The following is a 17517-nucleotide window of genomic DNA, read 5'->3' as shown; positions in this document are numbered from 1 at the left end:
GTACAAGGGACGGCGCCGGTCGAGCTGGGCCTTCAGGGTGGCGCGCGGGTTCATCGCCAGCAGCGGCCGCCCGGCGCCCATGCCGACCCGCTTCACCGCCGCGGCCAGTTCCACCGACAGGAACGCCACGGTCGCCTCGCGCAGCAGCGCGCGGTTGGCCTCGGCCAGGATGGCGCCGCCGCCCAGCGCCAGCACACCGTCGTGTTCGGACAGGGCGGTGGCCACGGCGCGGCGTTCCAGCTCGCGGAAGTGCTCCTCGCCGTGGTCGACGAAGATGTCGGGGATCGGTTTGCCCGCCAGGGCTTCGATGTCGGCGTCGGTATCGCGGAAGGCGACGCCGAGCCGCCGGGCCAGCAACCTGCCCACGGTGGACTTTCCGCTGCCGGGCGGCCCGACCAGGACCAGTATCGGGCTCATGCGATCGGAAGGTTGTCGCGGTAACCGGCCAGGTTGCGGGCCACCTCGCCGAGGCTGTCGCCGCCGAACTTCTCCAGCGCCGCCTCGGCCAGCACGAAGGCCAGCATCGACTCGGCGACCACGGCGGCGGCCGGGACGGCCGCGACGTCGCTGCGCTGGTTGATCGCCTCGGCGGGCTCGCCCGTGATGACATCCACCGTGGACAGCGGGCGGGTGAGCGAGGAGATCGGCTTCACCGCCGCGCGCACCCGCAGCGGCTGCCCCGTGGTGATGCCACCCTCCAGGCCGCCGGCCCGGTCGGTGAGCCGGACGACGCCGTCGGGGGTGGGGGTCATCTCGTCGTGGGAGGCCGAGCCGCGCGACACCGCCTGGGTGAAGGCGTCGCCGATCTCGACGCCCTTGACCGACTGGATGGACATCAGCGCGGCGGAAACCCGCGCGTCGAGCTTGCGGTCCCACTGCACGTGGGATCCGAGGCCGGGCGGCAGGCCGTAGGCGAGCACCTCGATCACGCCGCCGAGGGTGTCGGCGTCGGCCTTGGCGGCGTCCACCTCCGCGACCATGGCGGCCGAGGCCTCGGGATCGGCGCAGCGCACCGGGTCGGCGTCGATCGCCGCGGCGTCGGCGGGGGTGGGCACGGTGCCGGGTTTGACGGCGGCGCTTCCCATCGACACCACGTGGGACACGATGTCGATGCCGAGTCCCTGGCTCAGGAAGGCGCGGGCCACACCGCCGACGGCCACCCGCGCGGCGGTCTCGCGCGCCGAGGCGCGCTCCAGGATCGGCCGGGCGTCGGTGAAGCCGTACTTCTGCATCCCGGCCAGGTCGGCGTGCCCGGGGCGGGGACGGGTCAGGGGGGCGTTGCGGCCCAGGCCGTCCAGCTCGCCGGGGTCGACGGGGTCGGCGGCCATCACCTTGTCCCACTTCGGCCACTCCGAGTTACCCACCCGGATCGCCACCGGGGAGCCCAGGGTGCGTCCATGCCGGACGCCGCCGATGAACTCGCAGGCGTCGGCCTCGAACTTCATCCGGGCGCCGCGGCCGTAACCCAGGCGGCGGCGTGCCAGGGCGGCGGCGATATCGGTGCTGGTGATGCCGATCCCGGCGGGAAGCCCGTCGATGATGGCCACCAGCGCCGGTCCGTGAGATTCTCCGGCGGTCATCCAGCGCAACACCGGGCAAGTCTGTCATGGCCTGCCCGAACGCCCGAGACCGAGGCGGGCCGAGGGTGAATTTTCCCGCGCCCGCCCGAAACGCGCACAAACACACTGTAGTGTCATCGTCGCTTCACGTGAAACATTTCAACAAGGAGCGACATTCGATGTCCACAAAGGCCCGAATCGCGGGGCTCGCCCTGTCCGCCACCGCATTGGCGCTGGTTCCCGCCACCGCCCACGCCGCACCCGCCACCTCCCAGATCGGCGCGTACGTCACCTTCACCGTCAGCGGCGACCGCGACGGCCTGCGCGACGCCAGGTACGTCAGCTGCTACCCGCACTCCGGCAACCACCCGCACTACGCCCAGGTCTGCGACCTGCTCGCCGAGACCCACGGCGACCTGGCCCAGTCGGGGTACGACGCCGGACCCTGCCCGATGATCTGGGACCCGGTGACGGTGACCGCCTACGGGCACTGGGAGAACAGCCGCGTGCACTATCGCGGGCACTATTCCAACGCCTGCGTCGCCGACCGCGCCACCGGCGGAGTCATGTTCGACTTCTAAAAGATCGATAGCATCGGACCTCGTGTCCCCCCAACACTTCGCCGCTGCGCTTCGTCCCGTCCTTCCCGTCGCCACGGCGACGCTGATCGCGCTGGAGTCGTTGCGCGCCAGCGGTCCCGCCGTCGATTCCTTCGCGGGCCGCTACGGGGTTCCCGGCGCCGCGGCGGTGGCGGTGGGGGCGTTCGCGCTGGTCGGGCTGGCGGGGGTCGCGGGTTTGTGGACGCGTCCGCGCCGGGCGGCGTGGATCGCGGTGCTCGCGGCGGGACTCGGGCGGCTGGCCGCCGGGTTCGACGCGCCACGGACACCCGAGTCCATTGTGGCGGTCGCCGTGGTGGCGCTGATCGCGTTGGTCTTGGCCGTGGATCAGGCGCGCGGCGACGGGGCGGCGCGGGCGGTCGCCGCGCTGATCGCCGGAATCGGGCTCGACGCGCTGCTGCGCGGGACATTCGAGTTCACCGTGGACGCGGTATGGCGATCGCCGTTCGGCATCGCCGCCGCGCCCCGCACCCTGATCCTGTTGGGACTGTTGGTGGCCGTCGTGTGGAGTCGTCACGGTGGCCCCGAGGCGGCGCCCGCGACCGCGCGCGTCGGACTGTGCGGACCCGTCGTCGCGGTGGCCGCGTTCTTCGCGGCCTCACCGAGCTTCGTCGCCTCCCAGTCCGATGTGTCCGTCGCGGTGGCGACCGCGCTCATTCTCGCGGGCTGTTGCCTGGCGCTGGCGGCGCCCGCGTCGTGCCTGCCGCGATTCGTCTCGCCGGGGGTGCTGGTCGTGGCGGTGGCGGCGCTGTTCCTTGGGCACGGCGCGGTCGCCGCGGGCGGTGCGGTGCTGACGATCGCGAGTCTGGGCGCGGTCCTGACCGCGGCGTGGGATCAGCCGTCACGGCGGCGAAGCGCCGGGTGGGGACTGGCGCTGGCGGGGCTGGGCACGGGTTGGGGATTCGTGCTGGTGGTGCTGCCGTACCAGGCCAACTACGAGACGCCGCTGGGCGTGCCCGGCGCCTCGGTGCCGATCGGCGCCGCCGTTGTCGTGGGGCTGTTGGGTTCGCGCCCGGGGGTCCGCGCGGCCGGACGGCGGCGGGTCGGTGCCTGCGCGATCGGCCTGGGTCTGGTCGCGGTCTTGTTGTGGCCCATGGCGGTGTTCACCTCGGCGGTCACCGAGTCCGATGTCGCGCCGCTGCGGCTGTTGACCTGGAACATCCACTACGGGACCGGCGTCGACGGCGCGGTCGACCCGTTCGCGATTCGCGACACCATCGTGGGCGCCCGCGTGAACACGGTGGTGCTGCAGGAGGTCAGCCGCGGCTGGCCGATCGGCGGCGGCGTCGACCTGGCGAGTTGGCTGTCGCGCGAGCTCGGCATGAGCTACGTGTGGGCCCCCGCCGCCGACGGTCAGTTCGGGAACCTGATCCTGACGACCCTGCCCTTGAGCCACGTCGAGACGGGCCACCTGCCCCGGGGCGCGGGCAGCATGGTGCGTTCGTACGCCGCCGCCACCGTCACCACCGCGGACGGGAACGTGCGGGTGATGACGGCCCACCTCCAGCACCGTGACGTGACGCCGACTCGGCTGGCCGAGATTCGGGTCCTGTTGCGAGCGTGGGGAAACGCGAAACACACGGTGATCGCGGGCGACATGAACTCGCTGCCGGGGTGGCCCGAGATCGAGCGGTTCGCGAAGGCGGGATTCCACAACGCGCAGGACGACGCGGGCCAGGGCGACCGCGCCACATCGCCGTCGGTGCACCCCGTCAACCGCGTCGACTGGATCTTCGGCACCGACGACATCGCGTTCAGCCGCTTCGCCCTGCTGGGTGCCACCGCCTCGGATCACCTGCCGCTGCGGGCGACGGTCACGCCCACCACGTAGCCGCCAGCGCGCCGAGCAGCATCGGCGGCCCGAAGGCGATCGTCCCCTCCCGACGCGACACCAGCGCGACCAGCGCGGGAACCGCCGCCGCGGCGAACGCCAGGACGATCGCGGTGAACGCCGTCCCCCAACCGATCCAGCCCAGCGCCAAGCCGAGCAGGCCCGCGAGTTTGACGTCCCCGCACCCGATCCCGCCGCACGCGGCCATCGCCGCGTAGGCGGCCAGGCTCAAAGCGCTCGCGCCGCTCGCCCGCAGCGCGGCGTCCCCGTCGCCCGTGGCGACGGCGGCGGTGATGAGCATGCCCCCGATCAGCGGATAGCACGGCAGCACGATCGCGTCGGGTAGCACGCGTAGACGCAGGTCGATGTGCCACAGCGCGACGGCGGGTGCCACCAGCGCCGACAAGACCACGGCGGCAACGAGACCCGGCGCACTCGCCGCTATGGACACCAGCACCGCGGCCGTCGCCGTCGCCGCCGACGTCAGCCGCGGCGGTGTCGTCCGCGCGGCGACCATGCGACGCACCAGCGGCGCGACGCCCAGTCCACACGCGACGGGCACGATCCACTCCCCCATGGCACGGGTTATACCCGCCGTTGTCAAAGCAGGCCGCGCTCCAGTGCCGTCGTCACCGCCGCCGTGCGGTCGGACACCTCGAGCTTGGCGAAGATCCGCAACAGGTACGTCTTCACGGTCGACTCGGCGATGTAGAGCTCGCCGCCGATCTCGGGGTTGCTGAGGCCCCGCGACACCAGCCGCAGCACCTCGGTCTCGCGTTCCGACAGCGTTCGCGACTTGGAATGCGAGGTCAGGCGGCGCGTCACACTGGGCGACAGACGAGCGCGGCCCGTGGTGTCGGCCGCGGTGATCGCCTCCAGCAGCGTGGCGCGCGGGGTGTCCTTCAGCAGGTATCCCGCCGCCCCGGAGCCGATGGCGCGGGCGATGTCGCCGTCGTCCTCGTAGGTGGTCAGGACGATCACCCTGGCGTGGCGGACCAGCGCGGCGATGGCGTCCAGGCCGTCGCCGTCGGGCATCCGCAGGTCCATCAGGATCACGTCGGGGGCGGCACCCGGGGCGGCGGCCAGCGCCTCGGGACCCGAGGCCGCCTCGCCGCACACCTCGACGCCTTCGGCGGACTCCAGCATTCCGCGCAGCCCGAACCGCACCACGGGATGATCGTCCACAATCATCACGCGGATCACGCGGCGACACACGCCTCGACGCGGGTGCCGTCCCCGACGGCACTGTCCACGGTGAGCTCTCCCCCGGCCTCGGCCACCCGTTCCCGCATGCCGCGCAGGCCGTAACCGCCGCGCGGCGCGCCCGGGTCGAAGCCGACGCCGTCGTCGACCAGGCGCAGCCGCACCCGGTCGGCCTCGAACGCGATGGCCACGGTGGCGTGGCGCGCGTGCGCGTGTTTGCGGATGTTGGACAGCCCCTCCTGGGCGATGCGCAGCAGCATCAGCTCCACCGTGGACTCCAGCGGCCTGGCCTCGCCCTCCACGCGGCACTCCACCGCGATGTCGGCGCTGTCGGCCAGGCGCTTGGCGGTGCGGCGCAAGGATTCCCGCAGCGGCACCTCGTCTCGCGAGCCCGACACCAGGGCACGGGCCTCGGCGAGGTTCTCGCGCGCGGTGTCGCGGGCCAGGGTGAGGTACTTGTCCGAGTCGTCGCTGTGCTCGGCCGCCTCCAACAGGGTCGCGATGCTGGTGAAGCCCTGCGCCAGAGTGTCGTGCACCTCGCGGGCCAGGTGCTGCCGCTCGGCCAGGGCGCCGGCGTAGCGGCTCACCTCGGCCAGTTCGGCGCGGGTGTCGTCGAGCTCGCGGATCAGCTCGGCGCGTTCGCGACTCTGCGTGATCAGGTGGCCGATCCAGCTGCCGAAGAAGTACGCGAACGCCAGGCCCAGCAGGATGACCGCGATGAACATCGCCAGGTCGGGGTTCGTGGCCGTCGGGGAGACGACCACCTTGGCCACCGGGACCACCTCGCTGACCGCCAGCACCGCCACCGCCCACTTCGGCTCCAGGGTCAGAAACACCAGCGGAGCCAGACCCATCATGGACACCGCGGTCTCGTCGGCCAGGGCGGTGGCGGGCAGGTACAGGGCGACGACCAGCGCGATGTAAAGCCAGGGCCGCCCCCCGTGGTGTTCGGTGGCCACGACCCCCCGCCCCAGCCACAGATACGCGGGGACCTGCGCCAGCAACAGCAGGGGCACCGCCACCTTGATCCACAGGGGATGGGTGTTGTTGATCACGACCGCGCTGGTGCCGATCAGCACGACGGAGAACGCGATCTCCCAGTTGGTTCGGTCCTGAATCCAGGAGTGCGCGCGGCGGGCATCCGGCGTTGGGGGCACGGTATCGGATGCTATCGATGTCCACTGGTCGATGGACAGCCGGTTCCCCGGCTCGCACGTAGCGTCGAGCACGTCAAACGGACGCGAACCACCGAGGAGAACAGGCCAATGCCCAAGAAGTACATCAGCGCGCTGATCGCCGGGATCATCGCCCTGGTCATCTGGACCGCCATCGCCATCCCGACCGGGAACACCACCGCGGTCACCATCATCGGCGCCGTGGTGGTGTTCATCGTCGCGTTCGTCGTGGCGTTGATCTTCAACGCGCTCGCTCGGCGCTCCAAGGCGAGCAAGCAGTGAGCCCCGCTTCGGCGCCGCCGACAGGGCTGTGTACGGCGGCGCCGAAGTAGCGGTCACCCGGCGGCGCGGTAGAGCCGTTGCCCGGCGGGGCCAACCACCACGAGGGACGCGATGGAGGGGAGAATTCTGTTGTCGCCCTTGACATACAGAATCCAGTTCACGTGGTAGCGACGCACGATGTCGTCGCGGGCCGCCGGCTCTGTGTCGCCGGAGAAGAAGAGCGCGGCGGCCGTCCTTCTCGCCGTGGTGTCGGGCACCACCGGGTCCCGCCAGCCGGGCGCCACGGTGTACACGCCGTAGGCGGTGATGATCCGGTTGGCCTCGAGGTCGTCGGCGAGGACGGTGTCGCCGACGGCGGCGTATTCGGACAGCCAGGCATAGTCGGCGGGCTGCGGGCTGTAGCCCACCCGGGCCTGGAACTCGGTGACGTACGCGTTGGGCGGCAACGCGTACAGCAGGTTCCCGATGTTGAACAGCAGGCCGACGGCGCAGGCCATCGTCACCGCCGCGGCCCACCAGCGCGCCGCGCGCGGCTGCCCGCGGCGGCGGTACAGCTCGACGGCCAGCGCGAGCTGGGCGGCGATCATCAGCGGCGGCAGCGTCGCCGCCACGGCCCGGTACCCGGTCAGTTCGCCGACGACGGCGGCGACCAGGCACAGCACCACCGTCCACACCAGGGGGTCGCGGCGATCGGCGCGCAAGCGTGACCACAGCGCCGAAGACGCCAGCAGCACGAAGATCGCGCACGGCCACGCGGCGGCGTACAGGGTCGTCGGCGTGGGATCCGCGGCCGAACCCAGCAGCGCCGCCACCGGGTAGTACGGCCAGGTGAACACCGCGACGGCGACGGCGGCGAGGCTGGCGGCCAGCCCGGCGATCGCCCTCGCGTCGAGGCTCGGGCCCCGCCAGATCAGCAGGGCCACGCAGCCGGCCCCGGTGCCGACCGCGGTCGCGGGGTGGCACAACAGGATCAGCGTCGCCAGGGCCGCGATCGCCATCCACGGCCACACCCGGGGTTGGTCGATGACCCGCACCACCAGCGTCCACACCAGGAGCATGAACGCGGTGGCCATGGTAGACGGAAGCGGCAGGGTGACGGGGAGGCCGAAGATGTCGAGCAGGCCGCCGTCGGCCCACATCCGCCAGCCCCACAGGGTCACGGCGATGCCCATGGCGATCACGGGATACCACGCGCCGTCGCCGAACAGCCGCGCGAAGCGAAAGAACGCGAAGCACAGCAGCGCCGCCCAGGCCGGGGCCGCCAGGGACAGCACGGTCGCCCCCGACAGGCCGGTGAGCTGCGCCAACAGCGCCAGCACCACGGTGTAGGGCGAGTAGTAGACGGACTCGACCCCGGTGCCCGCGGTCTGCAGGCCTCCGGGGTCGAGCAGGTCCTGGCTGAGCCGGTTCACGGCGGTGACGTGCACCCAGAAGTCGATGCCCCAGGGACGCCGGGCGGCCAGGATCGCCGCGACCGCCACCGCCAGCAGCGACATCGCGAGGTACGGGCTGGCCAAGCGCCGCCACCAGGCCCGCACGAACGGCGGCGGGGTCGGTGGTTCCAGTGGGATCGGGGAAGATCGGTCCACCTCAGCGTCCATCGTCTCCGCATCCTACGGGCCGTGCGACTCTCCTAGGTGAGCAAGGGTTTCAGGAACGTCCCGGTGTGGCTTTCGGCCGTCTTGGCCACGGTCTCCGGCGTCCCGGTCACCACGACGTCGCCGCCCTTGTCGCCGCCGTCGGGCCCCATGTCGATCAGCCAGTCCGAGCACTTGATGACGTCCAGGTTGTGCTCGATCGCGATGACGGTGTTGCCCTTGTCGACCAGACCCGACAGCACGCCCAGCAGCTTGCGGATGTCCTCGAAGTGCAGGCCCGTGGTGGGCTCGTCCAGGACGTAGACCGTGCGGCCGGTGGAGCGCTTCTGGAGCTCGGCGGCGAGCTTGACGCGCTGCGCCTCGCCGCCGGACAGGGTGGGGGCGGGCTGGCCGAGCCGGACGTAGCCGAGGCCGACGTCCACGAGGGTCTTGAGGTGGCGGTGGATCGTGGAGATCGGCTTGAAGAACTCCGCCGCCTCCTCGATCGGCATGTCCAGCACCTCGGAGATCGTCTTGTGCTTGTAGTGCACCTCGAGGGTTTCCCGGTTGTAGCGGGCGCCGTGGCATTCCTCGCAGGGCACGTAGACGTCGGGCAGGAAGTTCATCTCGATCTTCAGGGTGCCGTCGCCGCTGCACGCCTCGCAGCGCCCGCCCTTGACGTTGAACGAGAAGCGCCCCTGCGTGTAGCCGCGCACCTTGGCCTCGGTGGTCTCGGCGAACAGCTTGCGGATCTTGTCGAACACGCCGGTGTAGGTGGCCGGGTTGGAGCGCGGGGTGCGCCCGATCGGCGACTGGTCGACACCCACCACCTTGTCCACGTTGTCCAGTCCTTCGACGCGGCGGTGGCGGCCGGGCACGGCCTTGGCGTTTTGGATCTGGCTGGCCAGCACCTTGTACAGGATCTCGTTGACCAGTGTGGACTTTCCTGAGCCGGACACGCCGGTCACGGTGATCATGCAGCCCAGGGGGAAGGTGACGTCCACATTGCGCAGGTTGTGTTCCCGGGCGCCCTTCACCACGAGCGTGCGGCCGGACTCCGGCGGGCGGCGCACCGCCGGGATGTCGATGGAGCGCGCCCCCGACAGGTACTGGCCGGTCAGGGATTCCTTGTTGGCCAACAGCTCCTTGACCGATCCGGAGTGGACGATGTTGCCGCCGTGCTCGCCGGCGCCGGGCCCGATGTCGACCACCCAGTCGGCGGTGCGCACCGTGTCCTCGTCGTGTTCGACCACGATGAGGGTGTTGCCCAGGTCGCGCAGCCGCACCAGGGTCTCGATGAGCCGGTGGTTGTCGCGCTGGTGCAGGCCGATGGACGGCTCGTCCAGGACGTACAGCACGCCGACCAGCCCGGCCCCGATCTGGGTGGCCAGCCGGATCCGCTGGGCCTCGCCGCCGGACAGGCTGGCGGAGGCGCGATCCAGCGACAGGTAGTCCAGGCCGACGTCCAGCAGGAACTTCAGCCGCGCCTTGATCTCCTTGACCACGCGCTCGGCGATCATCGCCTCCGAGGACGACAGGGTGAGCTCGTCGACCAGTTCGGAGCAGCGCAGCACCGACAGCCCGCACACCTCGGCGATGTTGTGGCCCGACACCGTCACCGCCAACACCTCGGGCTTCAGCCGGGTGCCGTGGCAGGAGTTGCAGGGCACCTCCCGCATGAAGCCCTCGTACTTGTCGCGGGTCCACTCGGAGTCGGTGTCGGAGTGGCGGCGCTCCACCCACGGCACCACGCCCTCGAAGCTGGTGGTGTAGGAGCGGTCGCGGCCGTGCCGGTTGCGGTACTTCACCATCAGCTTGGTGTCGTGGCCGTAGAGGACGGCCTTTTGGGCGCGGGCGGGCAGGTCGTCCCAGGCGGTGTCGACGTCGAAGCCGAGCACCTCCCCCAGCGCGGTCAGCTGGTGCAGGAAGTAGTCGCCCATGCCGACGCTGGACCACGGCGCCAGGGCGCCGTTGCGGATGGTCTTCTCGCCGTCGCGGATCACGAGGTCGGGGTCGACCTCGAGCCGCACGCCCAGGCCGGTGCACTCGGGGCAGGCGCCGTAGGGGGTGTTGAACGAGAACGAGCGCGGCTCCAGGTCGTCCAGCGCCAGCGGGTGGTTGTTGGGGCAGGCCAGGTGCTCGGAGAAGCGGCGTTCCCGCGCCGGGTCGTCCTCGGCCACGTCGACGAAGTCCAGCAGCACGATGCCGCCGGCCAGGCTCAGGGCCGCCTCGACGGAATCGGTGAGCCGCTGCTTGGCCGAGGCCTTCACCGACAGGCGGTCCACCACCACCTCGATGGAGTGCTTCTCCTGCTTCTTGAGCTTGGGCACCTCGTTGAGCTGGTGCACCACGCCGTCGACCCGGGCGCGGGCGTAGCCCTTGGTCTGCAGCTCGCTGAACAGCGATTCGTACTCGCCCTTGCGATCGCGCACCACCGGCGCCAACACCTGGAAGCGGGTGCCCTCGTCCATGCCGAGCACCTGGTCCACGATCTGCTGCGGGGTCTGCTTGGTGACCGGCTCACCGCACACGGGGCAGTGCGGGCGGCCGATCCGGGCGAACAGCAACCGCAGATAGTCGTAGATCTCGGTGATGGTTCCCACCGTCGAACGCGGGTTCTTGGACGTCGACTTCTGGTCGATCGACACCGCCGGGGACAGCCCCTCGATGAAGTCCACGTCCGGCTTGTCCATCTGGCCCAGGAACTGGCGGGCGTACGCCGACAGGGACTCGACGTAGCGTCGCTGTCCCTCGGCGAAGATCGTGTCGAACGCCAGGCTCGACTTCCCCGAGCCGGACAGGCCGGTGAACGCGATCAGGGCGTCGCGGGGAAGGTCGAGCGAGACGTTGCGCAGGTTGTGCTCGCGCGCTCCGCGCACGCTTATGTGCTCGCTGGGGCGTTGACCAGGACGTTTGGGCTTTTTCGATGAAGACTTCGACGAAGACGCTGCACTCACGCCGCGACCCTATCTCTCGGCTATGACAACACCCGCCCGTTCGCACCGGGGACGGACCGAACGGGTCAGAGTTTACGAAGCCGGGCCCGTTCGGCGGCGGCGAGTTTGCGCTTGCGGTCGCGGTCCACCGCGCGGGCGCGGGCGTCGGCGCGGCTGCGGGCGAAGGCCTGTTCGCGCTGGAGCTTGCGCCAGTTGTCGACGCGGCGGGTGGTGACCAGTCCGTCGGCCACGGCCGCCAGGATCGCGCACCCGGGTTCGGTGTCGTGACGGCAGTCGCGAAAACGGCACTCGGTCGCCAGCTCCTCCAGGTCCTCGAAGGCGCGGGCGAGTCCGTCGGTGGGGCTGGCCGCGTCGCCGGGTCGGCGATCGAACAGCCCCACCACCCGCAGTCCCGGGGTGTCGATGATGGACCCGCCCTGGGGAAGGGCGATCAGGGCGCGGTGGGACGTGGTGTGTCGCCCGCGTCCGTCGGCGCGCAATCCCCTGGTGGCCATGGCCTCCACCCCCGCCAGGGCGTTCACCAGGGTGGACTTGCCGGCACCCGACGCCCCGACCAGCGCCAGGGTCCGCCCGTCGCCGAGATATCCGGCCAGCCGTTCCATGCCCTGCCCGGTCACCGAGCTGACGGTGATCACCGGGCACCCGGGCATCGCCTCCCCCAGGTCGGCGGCCAGCAGGTCGACGTCGGGAACCATGTCGGCCTTGGTGAGCACCAGCAGCGGCTCGGCCCCCGACGCGTGGGCCAGGGCGGCCAGCCGCTCGATGCGTCCGGAGTCGGGGTCGGGGTCCAGCGACTCCACCACGGCGACGGCGTCGGCGTTGGCGGCGATCGCCTGACCCTCGGCGGCCTTGCCCGCGGTGTGACGCACCAGTGCGCTGCGCCGCGGCAGCACCGCCTCGATCGTGCGGCGGTCGGCCTCCCAGGTCCGCACGACGACCCAGTCGCCGACGCTCGGCATCGCCAGCGGGTCCTTGGCCACGGCCGACAGCATCCGCCCGGCCAGGCTGGCGCGCACCGTGCCCGCGGCGGTCAGCACCGTGCACACCCCGCGGTCAACCCGGGTCACCCGGCCCGCGCAGTTCCCCGGTCGCCGGAACCGGCGAAAGGAGTCCTGGAATCGTTCGTCCCATCCCAGGGACGCAAGTGACGTGGTCACGAAGCACCTTTTCTAGGTATGTGGGGCCAGCGCACGCGGGCTACATTGCCGGTGCGGTCACTGGACCTCGTGGAATTCGGCGGGCATGCATAGATCCCTGCCGATACGACATCGCCCCGATACCGGGGTCGTGTCCCGCATGTCCGCCACCTCCTCACCATCGTCTGCGGACCAATTCATCCGTGGGAATTGCTAAGACGGTAAGCCCTCCACCTCCCGCTTGACAAGCCCGTTTTCACGATCCTCATCGAACGCGCGACACTGGGAGCCATGACATACACAGGGCACGTGCGTCCCGGCGGACCAGCCGAGATCCGCGGAGTGGACGCCGCCACCATCACCAAGTTCTCGGTGAGCACGATGGACAACAACGTGTATCTGTTGTCGTGCCGCGCCACTGGCCGACAGCTCCTCATCGACGCCGCCGCCGAGGCGAACCGGATCGTCGAGGCCGTCGGCCCTCGTGGACTATCCACAATCGTCACGACGCATCAACACTGGGACCACGTGCGCGCCCTGGCGACCGTCGCCAAGCGCACCGGCGCCCGCAGCCTGGCCCACACCGACGACGCCGACGAGATCCCGGTCGTGGACGACACGCTGCGCGACGGCGACACCATCGACTGCGGCGAGTTCTCCCTCGAGGTGATCCACCTGGTGGGCCACACCCCGGGCGCGATCGCGCTGCTGTACCGCGACTCGGGCGGCGATCACCTCTTCACCGGCGACAGCCTGTTCCCCGGCGGGCCGGGAAAGACCAACAGCCCCAAGGACTTCCGCTCGCTCATGACCGACCTGGAAACGAAGGTCTTCGGCCGCCTCGCCGACAACACCTGGGTGTACCCGGGCCACGGCGACGACACCACGCTGGGCGCCGAGCGCCCCCACCTGAAGGAGTGGTGGGACCGGGGCTGGTGACATAGCCGCCAGCCCCTTTCGATCAGGACATCGCCTTTTTGACCTCGCGCACCCGCGAGAGATACGCGGCGACCAACAACACGGCGAGCATTCCCAGCAGCAGGATCCATCGCGGGTCGTCGACCATGAGGTCCGTCGACGCCTGCTTACGCTCGGCGGCCGTCAGCGCCGTGGTGGCGTGGTTGGAGTCCGCCCACTTCAATCGCGACGGAACGAACGTCAGGTAGGTCCACACTCGCATCCCGAAGTACAGGGCCGCGGTGACGAGGATGAGGACGCGGCGCCTTCCCTTCCGCCACCCGAAGAACAGCAGCGCCGGAACGATCACCATCTCCAGCAGACCGTTCACGATGATGTAGTAGGGGATCGTCGGCATGAACAGTTCCTTCAGCGCCTCCCCCGACAGCGAGGAGCTGCCGAGGGCTCCGTCCAACATGACGATCGCCATCAGGCCACCGCATCCGGCGAACGCCAGCCCGATGACGCACAGGTACACCAGCGCGTCCTCGATCCACGCCGCCAGTAGCGGCTTGTTGTTGGCCCACATGGCGAGCAGGCCGAGAACGACTCCCCAGCCGGCGCCGGCGAGTACGGCCACCGGGACGGGCAGGGAATCGGACAGGTTGAACCATCCTGTGATGATGGCCGTGAACGGGACTGCCAGGTAGAACGGTTGCAGCCTCTTGCGTGTCGTCACCGAGGCGATGGTCGACATTCCAGGGTTCTCCTTTGTGCACGGGTGGGTGGGATGGGCGCCATTGGCCCGTGCACAGAGTCAATCATTAGCTGCTTTAAGCAGCAAGTGTTTGCAGCAGCTTTCCGGGAACGCTCAGGGTTCTCCCCGAGACCCCTCGGGAGTCTCATCGCGACGGCGGCGGGTGCCGTGGGCCCGCCCGCCGGCGCGCAGCCGCACGGTCTCCTCCTGCGCGCTCTCGCTGCCGTGTCGCAGGAAGCCGACCAGGAATCGCAGCTGATCGTCGGTGTACTGGGCCATCTGACGCTGCCAGCGCAGGCCCATCGGTGCGTAGAAGCGCTCGATCTCGGCGACGCGCTCGCCCACGACGCGCAGCACGACTCGACGGCGATCGGTGGGGTCGGGCGATCGGCGCACATAGCCGGACTGTTCCAGGCGATCGACGAGCCGGGTCACGGCGCCCGACGTCATGCCCATCAGCTCCGCCAATCGCTTGGCCCCGATGGGTTCGAACTCCCGCAGCGCGCCGATCGCGTGTATGTCCGCCAGCGGCATGTCCAACTGATCGGCAATCGCCATCTGATACCGCACCGATGCCGATATGTACCCCGGCATCTCCCTGGCCAGCTCGTCGACCAGGTCCTGTCGGCCGACCGTCACGACGCCGCGACCTCCGGAGGGAAGCCGCCGGTGGCGATCGGGCCCCAGCGGTCGATGGTGACGCGGATCAGCGACTTGTCCTGGCGGCGCATCGCCTCGCGGTACTCGTCCCAGTCGGAGTGTTCGCCGGCGATGACGCGGAAGTACTCCACCAACGGTTCCAGGGCCTCGGGCATGTCGAGGACCTCGGCGGTGCCGTCGATCTGCACGTACGCGCCGTTCCAATCGTCCGACAGCACGCACGCCGACACCCGGGCGTCGCGGCGGGCGTTGCGGGCCTTGACGCGCCGGGGGTAGGTGGCGATCACCAGGCGTCCGGCGGCATCGACACCGCACGACACCGGCGACATCTGGGGACGCCCGTCGGCGCGGGTGGTGGACAGGACGCAGCGATGCCTGGGGCGCAGGAACTCCAGGAGCCCGGCGCGGTCGACCCGGTCGGCGGTGGCGATGTTCGGTGACATGGTGGTTCTCCCCTCGTTGGCAACGCGATTATGACGGCGGGCACCCGCAGGAGTCGCGGTGGGTGAAGACCGGGTCGAGGCGGATCGTGTGGACCGGGCGTTTCGGGTCGGCGAGGCGTTCCAACAGGAGGGTGACGGCGCCCTCGCCGATCGACTCGATGGGTTGGGCCATGGTGGTGAGGCGGGGGTGGAACAGGTCCGCCCATTCGAAGTCGTCGAAGGCCGCAAGGGCCATGTCGTCGGGGACCTTGAGGCCGCGGGTGTTGAGGGCGCGCATGAGCTCTATGGACAGATGGTTGTTGCCCGAGACCAGGGCCGTGGGCGGGTCGGGCAGCCGGAGGAAGCCGGCCACGGCCTCGGCGGCGAAGTCGGGGCCGGGGCGGCCGCGGGCGACGAGGGACGGGTCGCCGTCGATGCCCGCCTCGGCGAGGCCCGCGGCGTAGCCGTCGGCGCGCTCGGCGAAGGTGCGGATCCGGGTGGGTCCGGTGACCAGGCCGATGCGGCGGTGACCGCGGGCGGCCAGGTGGGCGGTGAGGTGGGCGGCGGAGCGGACGTTTTCCGTGCCGATCTGGTCGAAGTGGTTCCAGGCGCAGCGGTCGACCAGGACGGTGGGGACGCCGAGCTCGGAAAGGTAGCGCAGCGCGGCGCCGGAGGAGTCGGTGGAGGGGGCGTAGAGGATGCCGTCGACGCGGCGCTGGTGCAGGGCCTGGATGACCTGGAGTTCCTCGTCGGGGTCGTCGTGGGTCTCGGCCAGCAGCAGGGTGAAGCCGGCGCGGCGGGCGGCGGACTCCATGGCCGCGACGATGTCGGCGAAGTAGAAGTTGGAGATCGCCGAGATGGCCAGGCCGATGCTCTGGGAGCTCTGGGTGGCCAGGGAGCGGGCCAGGGTGTTGTGGATGTACCCGATCTGGCGGATGGCTTCCAGGACGCGCTTCTTGGTGTCCTCCTTGACGAATCGGGTCCCGTTCACGATGTGGGACACTGTGGACACTGACACGCCGGCCTGACGTGCGACGTCGGCCATGGTGACCATGCGTACTCCTCTCCTGCCGTCAACGGCCCGACACTAAATCTCGCGCAAGCGGTTGCGCAACCGCTTGTCTCACTATACGATCGCGCATTGAGACTGGCCTCACACACATTTTCAGACCGGCACCCCCACACTCCATTGGAGAGGCCCCATGCCGAAAAAGCGTGGCTGGCACCGCCTCGTCAGGGCGTTCCTCGCCCTGGCCGTGATCAGCCTTGTCGGGTTGAGCACGGCAGCCTGCGGTTCCGGCTCCGACGACCGGGTGAAGATCGGCTTGATCACCAAGACCGAGACCAACCCGATCTTCATCGAGATGAAGAACAGCGCCCTGTCCGCGGCGCACAAGGCGGGCGCCACACTGCTGACCGCCACCGGAGCCTTCGACGGCGACAACGAGGGACAGGTCTCCGCCATGGAGAACATGATCGCCTCGGGCGTCAAGGCCATCTTGATCACCCCCAACGACACCAAGGCGATCGTCCCGTCCATCAAGCGCGCCCAAAAGCTCGGCATCGCCGTCATCGCGCTCGACACCCCGACCCAGCCCAAGGACGCCACCAACGGGCTGTTCGGCACCAACAACTTCACCGCCGGCGAGGTGGTCGGCAAGTACGCCAAGGCGAAACTCGGCGACAAGCGCGCCAAGATCGCCACGATGGACCTGGCGCCCGGCATCACCGTCGGGCAACTCCGGCACGACGGCTTCCTGAAGGGCTTCGGCATCAAGGAAGGCGACAAGCAGTTGGTCTGCGAGGAGTACTCGCAGGGCGACCAGACCAAGGCCACCACCGCGATGGAGAACTGCCTCCAGGCCCATCCCGACATCAACCTGGTCTACACGATCAACGAGCCCGCCGGGCTCGGCGCCTACACCGCGCTGAAGGCCGCGGGGCGGGACAAGCAGACGACGCTGGTCGCCATCGACGGCGGCTGCCCCGGCGTCGAGGCCACCGCCGCGGGCAAGTTCGACACCACCGCCATGCAGTTCCCGGTCAAGATGGCGAAACTCGGCATGGCCGCGGCCATGAAGTTCATCGATCACGGCGTCAAACCCCACGGGTACACCGACACCGGAGTCACCCTGATCACCGACCACCCCGTCAAGGGCCTCGCCAGCAAAGACACCACCTGGGGCAATCAGCACTGCTGGGGCGGATGAGCGCCGCACTCCCCCACTGATTCAAGGAAGACCACATGACCACGACACAGACCACGGCCCCACCACAGGCCCCCCTCCTCGCCGAACAGTCGCCGCTGCGTCGCATACTCAGCGGATCGACCATCGGTCCACTGTGCGCATTGATCATCGCGATCGCGTTCTTTTCGACCCAGGCCGACAACTTCCTCAGACTCAACACCGCCGCGCTGGTGCTGCAGCAGGTGACGGTCATCG

At 70.0% G+C, this 17517-nt stretch carries 17 protein-coding genes and 1 pseudogene; 6 read left to right on the top strand and 12 right to left on the bottom strand.

All coding sequences use genetic code 11. The features are described from left to right. Positions 1-417 (bottom strand): shikimate kinase (locus VE172_RS11550; RefSeq protein ID WP_324801470.1); only part of this gene is annotated, 417 nt, incomplete at its 3' end. After that, positions 414-1592: a chorismate synthase gene (gene aroC, locus VE172_RS11545; RefSeq protein WP_324801466.1), complete on the bottom strand. Its 1179-nt coding sequence runs from the start codon at positions 1590-1592 to the stop codon at positions 414-416. The genes aroC and VE172_RS11550, both read right to left, overlap by 4 nt. 146 nt (positions 1593-1738) lie before the next feature. Between aroC and VE172_RS11540 the strand changes: the two genes are divergently transcribed. Next, positions 1739-2140, top strand: a complete 402-nt coding sequence (locus VE172_RS11540) for an SSI family serine proteinase inhibitor (protein WP_324801463.1) — start codon at positions 1739-1741, stop codon at positions 2138-2140. 22 nt (positions 2141-2162) lie between these two features. Further along, positions 2163-4007 (top strand): endonuclease/exonuclease/phosphatase family protein, encoded by a 1845-nt coding sequence (locus tag VE172_RS11535; RefSeq protein ID WP_324801461.1) that lies wholly within the window; start codon positions 2163-2165, stop codon positions 4005-4007. Here the strand turns inward: VE172_RS11535 and VE172_RS11530 are convergent. Genes VE172_RS11530 through VE172_RS11520 form a run of 3 tightly spaced genes read right to left on the bottom strand, consistent with a single transcriptional unit; the run spans position 3991 to position 6367 of the window. Then, positions 3991-4584, bottom strand: a complete 594-nt coding sequence (locus VE172_RS11530; RefSeq protein WP_324801458.1) for a prepilin peptidase — start codon at positions 4582-4584, stop codon at positions 3991-3993. The genes VE172_RS11535 and VE172_RS11530 overlap by 17 nt on opposite strands. 23 nt (positions 4585-4607) lie before the next feature. Next, positions 4608-5210, bottom strand: coding sequence for a response regulator transcription factor (locus VE172_RS11525; RefSeq protein ID WP_324801455.1), 603 nt, complete (start codon positions 5208-5210; stop codon positions 4608-4610). Next, positions 5207-6367: a sensor histidine kinase gene (locus VE172_RS11520; RefSeq protein WP_324801453.1), complete on the bottom strand. Its 1161-nt coding sequence runs from the start codon at positions 6365-6367 to the stop codon at positions 5207-5209. The genes VE172_RS11525 and VE172_RS11520 overlap by 4 nt, the downstream gene beginning before the upstream one ends. A gap of 108 nt (positions 6368-6475) precedes the next feature. Between VE172_RS11520 and VE172_RS11515 the strand changes: the two genes are divergently transcribed. After that, the gene (locus tag VE172_RS11515) at positions 6476-6667 is read left to right on the top strand and encodes a hypothetical protein (RefSeq protein ID WP_324801449.1); all 192 of its coding nucleotides are present in this window, start codon (positions 6476-6478) and stop codon (positions 6665-6667) included. A gap of 53 nt (positions 6668-6720) precedes the next feature. Here the strand turns inward: VE172_RS11515 and VE172_RS11510 are convergent, their stop codons facing one another. The 3 genes from VE172_RS11510 to rsgA all read right to left on the bottom strand — a co-directional run bounded on the left by VE172_RS11510 (position 6721) and on the right by rsgA (position 12358). After that, positions 6721-8268: a hypothetical protein gene (locus VE172_RS11510; protein WP_324801446.1), complete on the bottom strand. Its 1548-nt coding sequence runs from the start codon at positions 8266-8268 to the stop codon at positions 6721-6723. 32 nt (positions 8269-8300) lie between these two features. Next, complete coding sequence (uvrA, locus tag VE172_RS11505) at positions 8301-11129, bottom strand: excinuclease ABC subunit UvrA (RefSeq protein ID WP_349258345.1); 2829 nt, start codon at positions 11127-11129, stop codon at positions 8301-8303. A 137-nt stretch (positions 11130-11266) separates the two neighbouring features. After that, a complete protein-coding gene (gene rsgA, locus VE172_RS11500) occupies positions 11267-12358 on the bottom strand; it encodes a ribosome small subunit-dependent GTPase A (RefSeq protein ID WP_324801441.1) in 1092 nt (363 codons plus the stop codon). Positions 12359-12628: 270 nt separating this feature from the next. On the opposite strand from rsgA, the gene VE172_RS11495 reads away from it, so the two are divergent. Beyond that, a complete protein-coding gene (locus tag VE172_RS11495) occupies positions 12629-13276 on the top strand; it encodes an MBL fold metallo-hydrolase (RefSeq protein WP_324801438.1) in 648 nt (215 codons plus the stop codon). A gap of 22 nt (positions 13277-13298) precedes the next feature. Here the strand turns inward: VE172_RS11495 and VE172_RS11490 are convergent, their stop codons facing one another. The 4 genes from VE172_RS11490 to VE172_RS11475 form a co-directional block, all read right to left on the bottom strand. Beyond that, positions 13299-13991, bottom strand: a complete 693-nt coding sequence (locus VE172_RS11490; protein WP_324801435.1) for a hypothetical protein — start codon at positions 13989-13991, stop codon at positions 13299-13301. A gap of 114 nt (positions 13992-14105) precedes the next feature. After that, positions 14106-14630, bottom strand: coding sequence for a MarR family winged helix-turn-helix transcriptional regulator (locus VE172_RS11485; protein ID WP_324801432.1), 525 nt, complete (start codon positions 14628-14630; stop codon positions 14106-14108). Beyond that, positions 14627-15094, bottom strand: a complete 468-nt coding sequence (locus VE172_RS11480; RefSeq protein WP_324801430.1) for a PPOX class F420-dependent oxidoreductase — start codon at positions 15092-15094, stop codon at positions 14627-14629. The genes VE172_RS11485 and VE172_RS11480 overlap by 4 nt, the downstream gene beginning before the upstream one ends. A 28-nt stretch (positions 15095-15122) precedes the next feature. After that, a complete protein-coding gene (locus tag VE172_RS11475) occupies positions 15123-16127 on the bottom strand; it encodes a LacI family DNA-binding transcriptional regulator (protein ID WP_324801427.1) in 1005 nt (334 codons plus the stop codon). 148 nt (positions 16128-16275) lie between these two features. Between VE172_RS11475 and VE172_RS11470 the strand changes: the two genes are divergently transcribed. Both VE172_RS11470 and VE172_RS11465 read left to right on the top strand, forming a co-directional pair. Next, positions 16276-17283 carry a substrate-binding domain-containing protein gene (locus tag VE172_RS11470; protein ID WP_324801424.1) on the top strand — a complete coding sequence of 336 codons (1008 nt, stop codon included), beginning with the start codon at positions 16276-16278 and terminating at the stop codon, positions 17281-17283. A gap of 35 nt (positions 17284-17318) precedes the next feature. Next, positions 17319-17517 (top strand): annotated as a pseudogene (locus VE172_RS11465) (ABC transporter permease); the annotation flags it as partial.

Source organism: Stackebrandtia sp., from assembly GCF_035643755.1.
GTDB lineage: Bacteria > Actinomycetota > Actinomycetes > Mycobacteriales > Micromonosporaceae > Stackebrandtia.
This window is presented reverse-complemented; position numbering and strand designations above follow the sequence as displayed.

Bases quoted from the DNA above. Each gene is read 5' to 3' on its own strand.
- VE172_RS11490 (WP_324801435.1), bottom strand. From the start codon at position 13,991: ATGTCGACCATCGCCTCGGTGACGACACGCAAGAGGCTGCAACCGTTC.
- VE172_RS11510 (WP_324801446.1), bottom strand. From the start codon at position 8,268: ATGGACGCTGAGGTGGACCGATCTTCCCCGATCCCACTGGAACCACCG.
- VE172_RS11480 (WP_324801430.1), bottom strand. From the start codon at position 15,094: ATGTCACCGAACATCGCCACCGCCGACCGGGTCGACCGCGCCGGGCTC.
- VE172_RS11530 (WP_324801458.1), bottom strand. From the start codon at position 4,584: ATGGGGGAGTGGATCGTGCCCGTCGCGTGTGGACTGGGCGTCGCGCCG.
- VE172_RS11495 (WP_324801438.1), top strand. From the start codon at position 12,629: ATGACATACACAGGGCACGTGCGTCCCGGCGGACCAGCCGAGATCCGC.
- VE172_RS11540 (WP_324801463.1), top strand. From the start codon at position 1,739: ATGTCCACAAAGGCCCGAATCGCGGGGCTCGCCCTGTCCGCCACCGCA.
- VE172_RS11475 (WP_324801427.1), bottom strand. From the start codon at position 16,127: ATGGTCACCATGGCCGACGTCGCACGTCAGGCCGGCGTGTCAGTGTCC.
- VE172_RS11515 (WP_324801449.1), top strand. From the start codon at position 6,476: ATGCCCAAGAAGTACATCAGCGCGCTGATCGCCGGGATCATCGCCCTG.
- VE172_RS11470 (WP_324801424.1), top strand. From the start codon at position 16,276: ATGCCGAAAAAGCGTGGCTGGCACCGCCTCGTCAGGGCGTTCCTCGCC.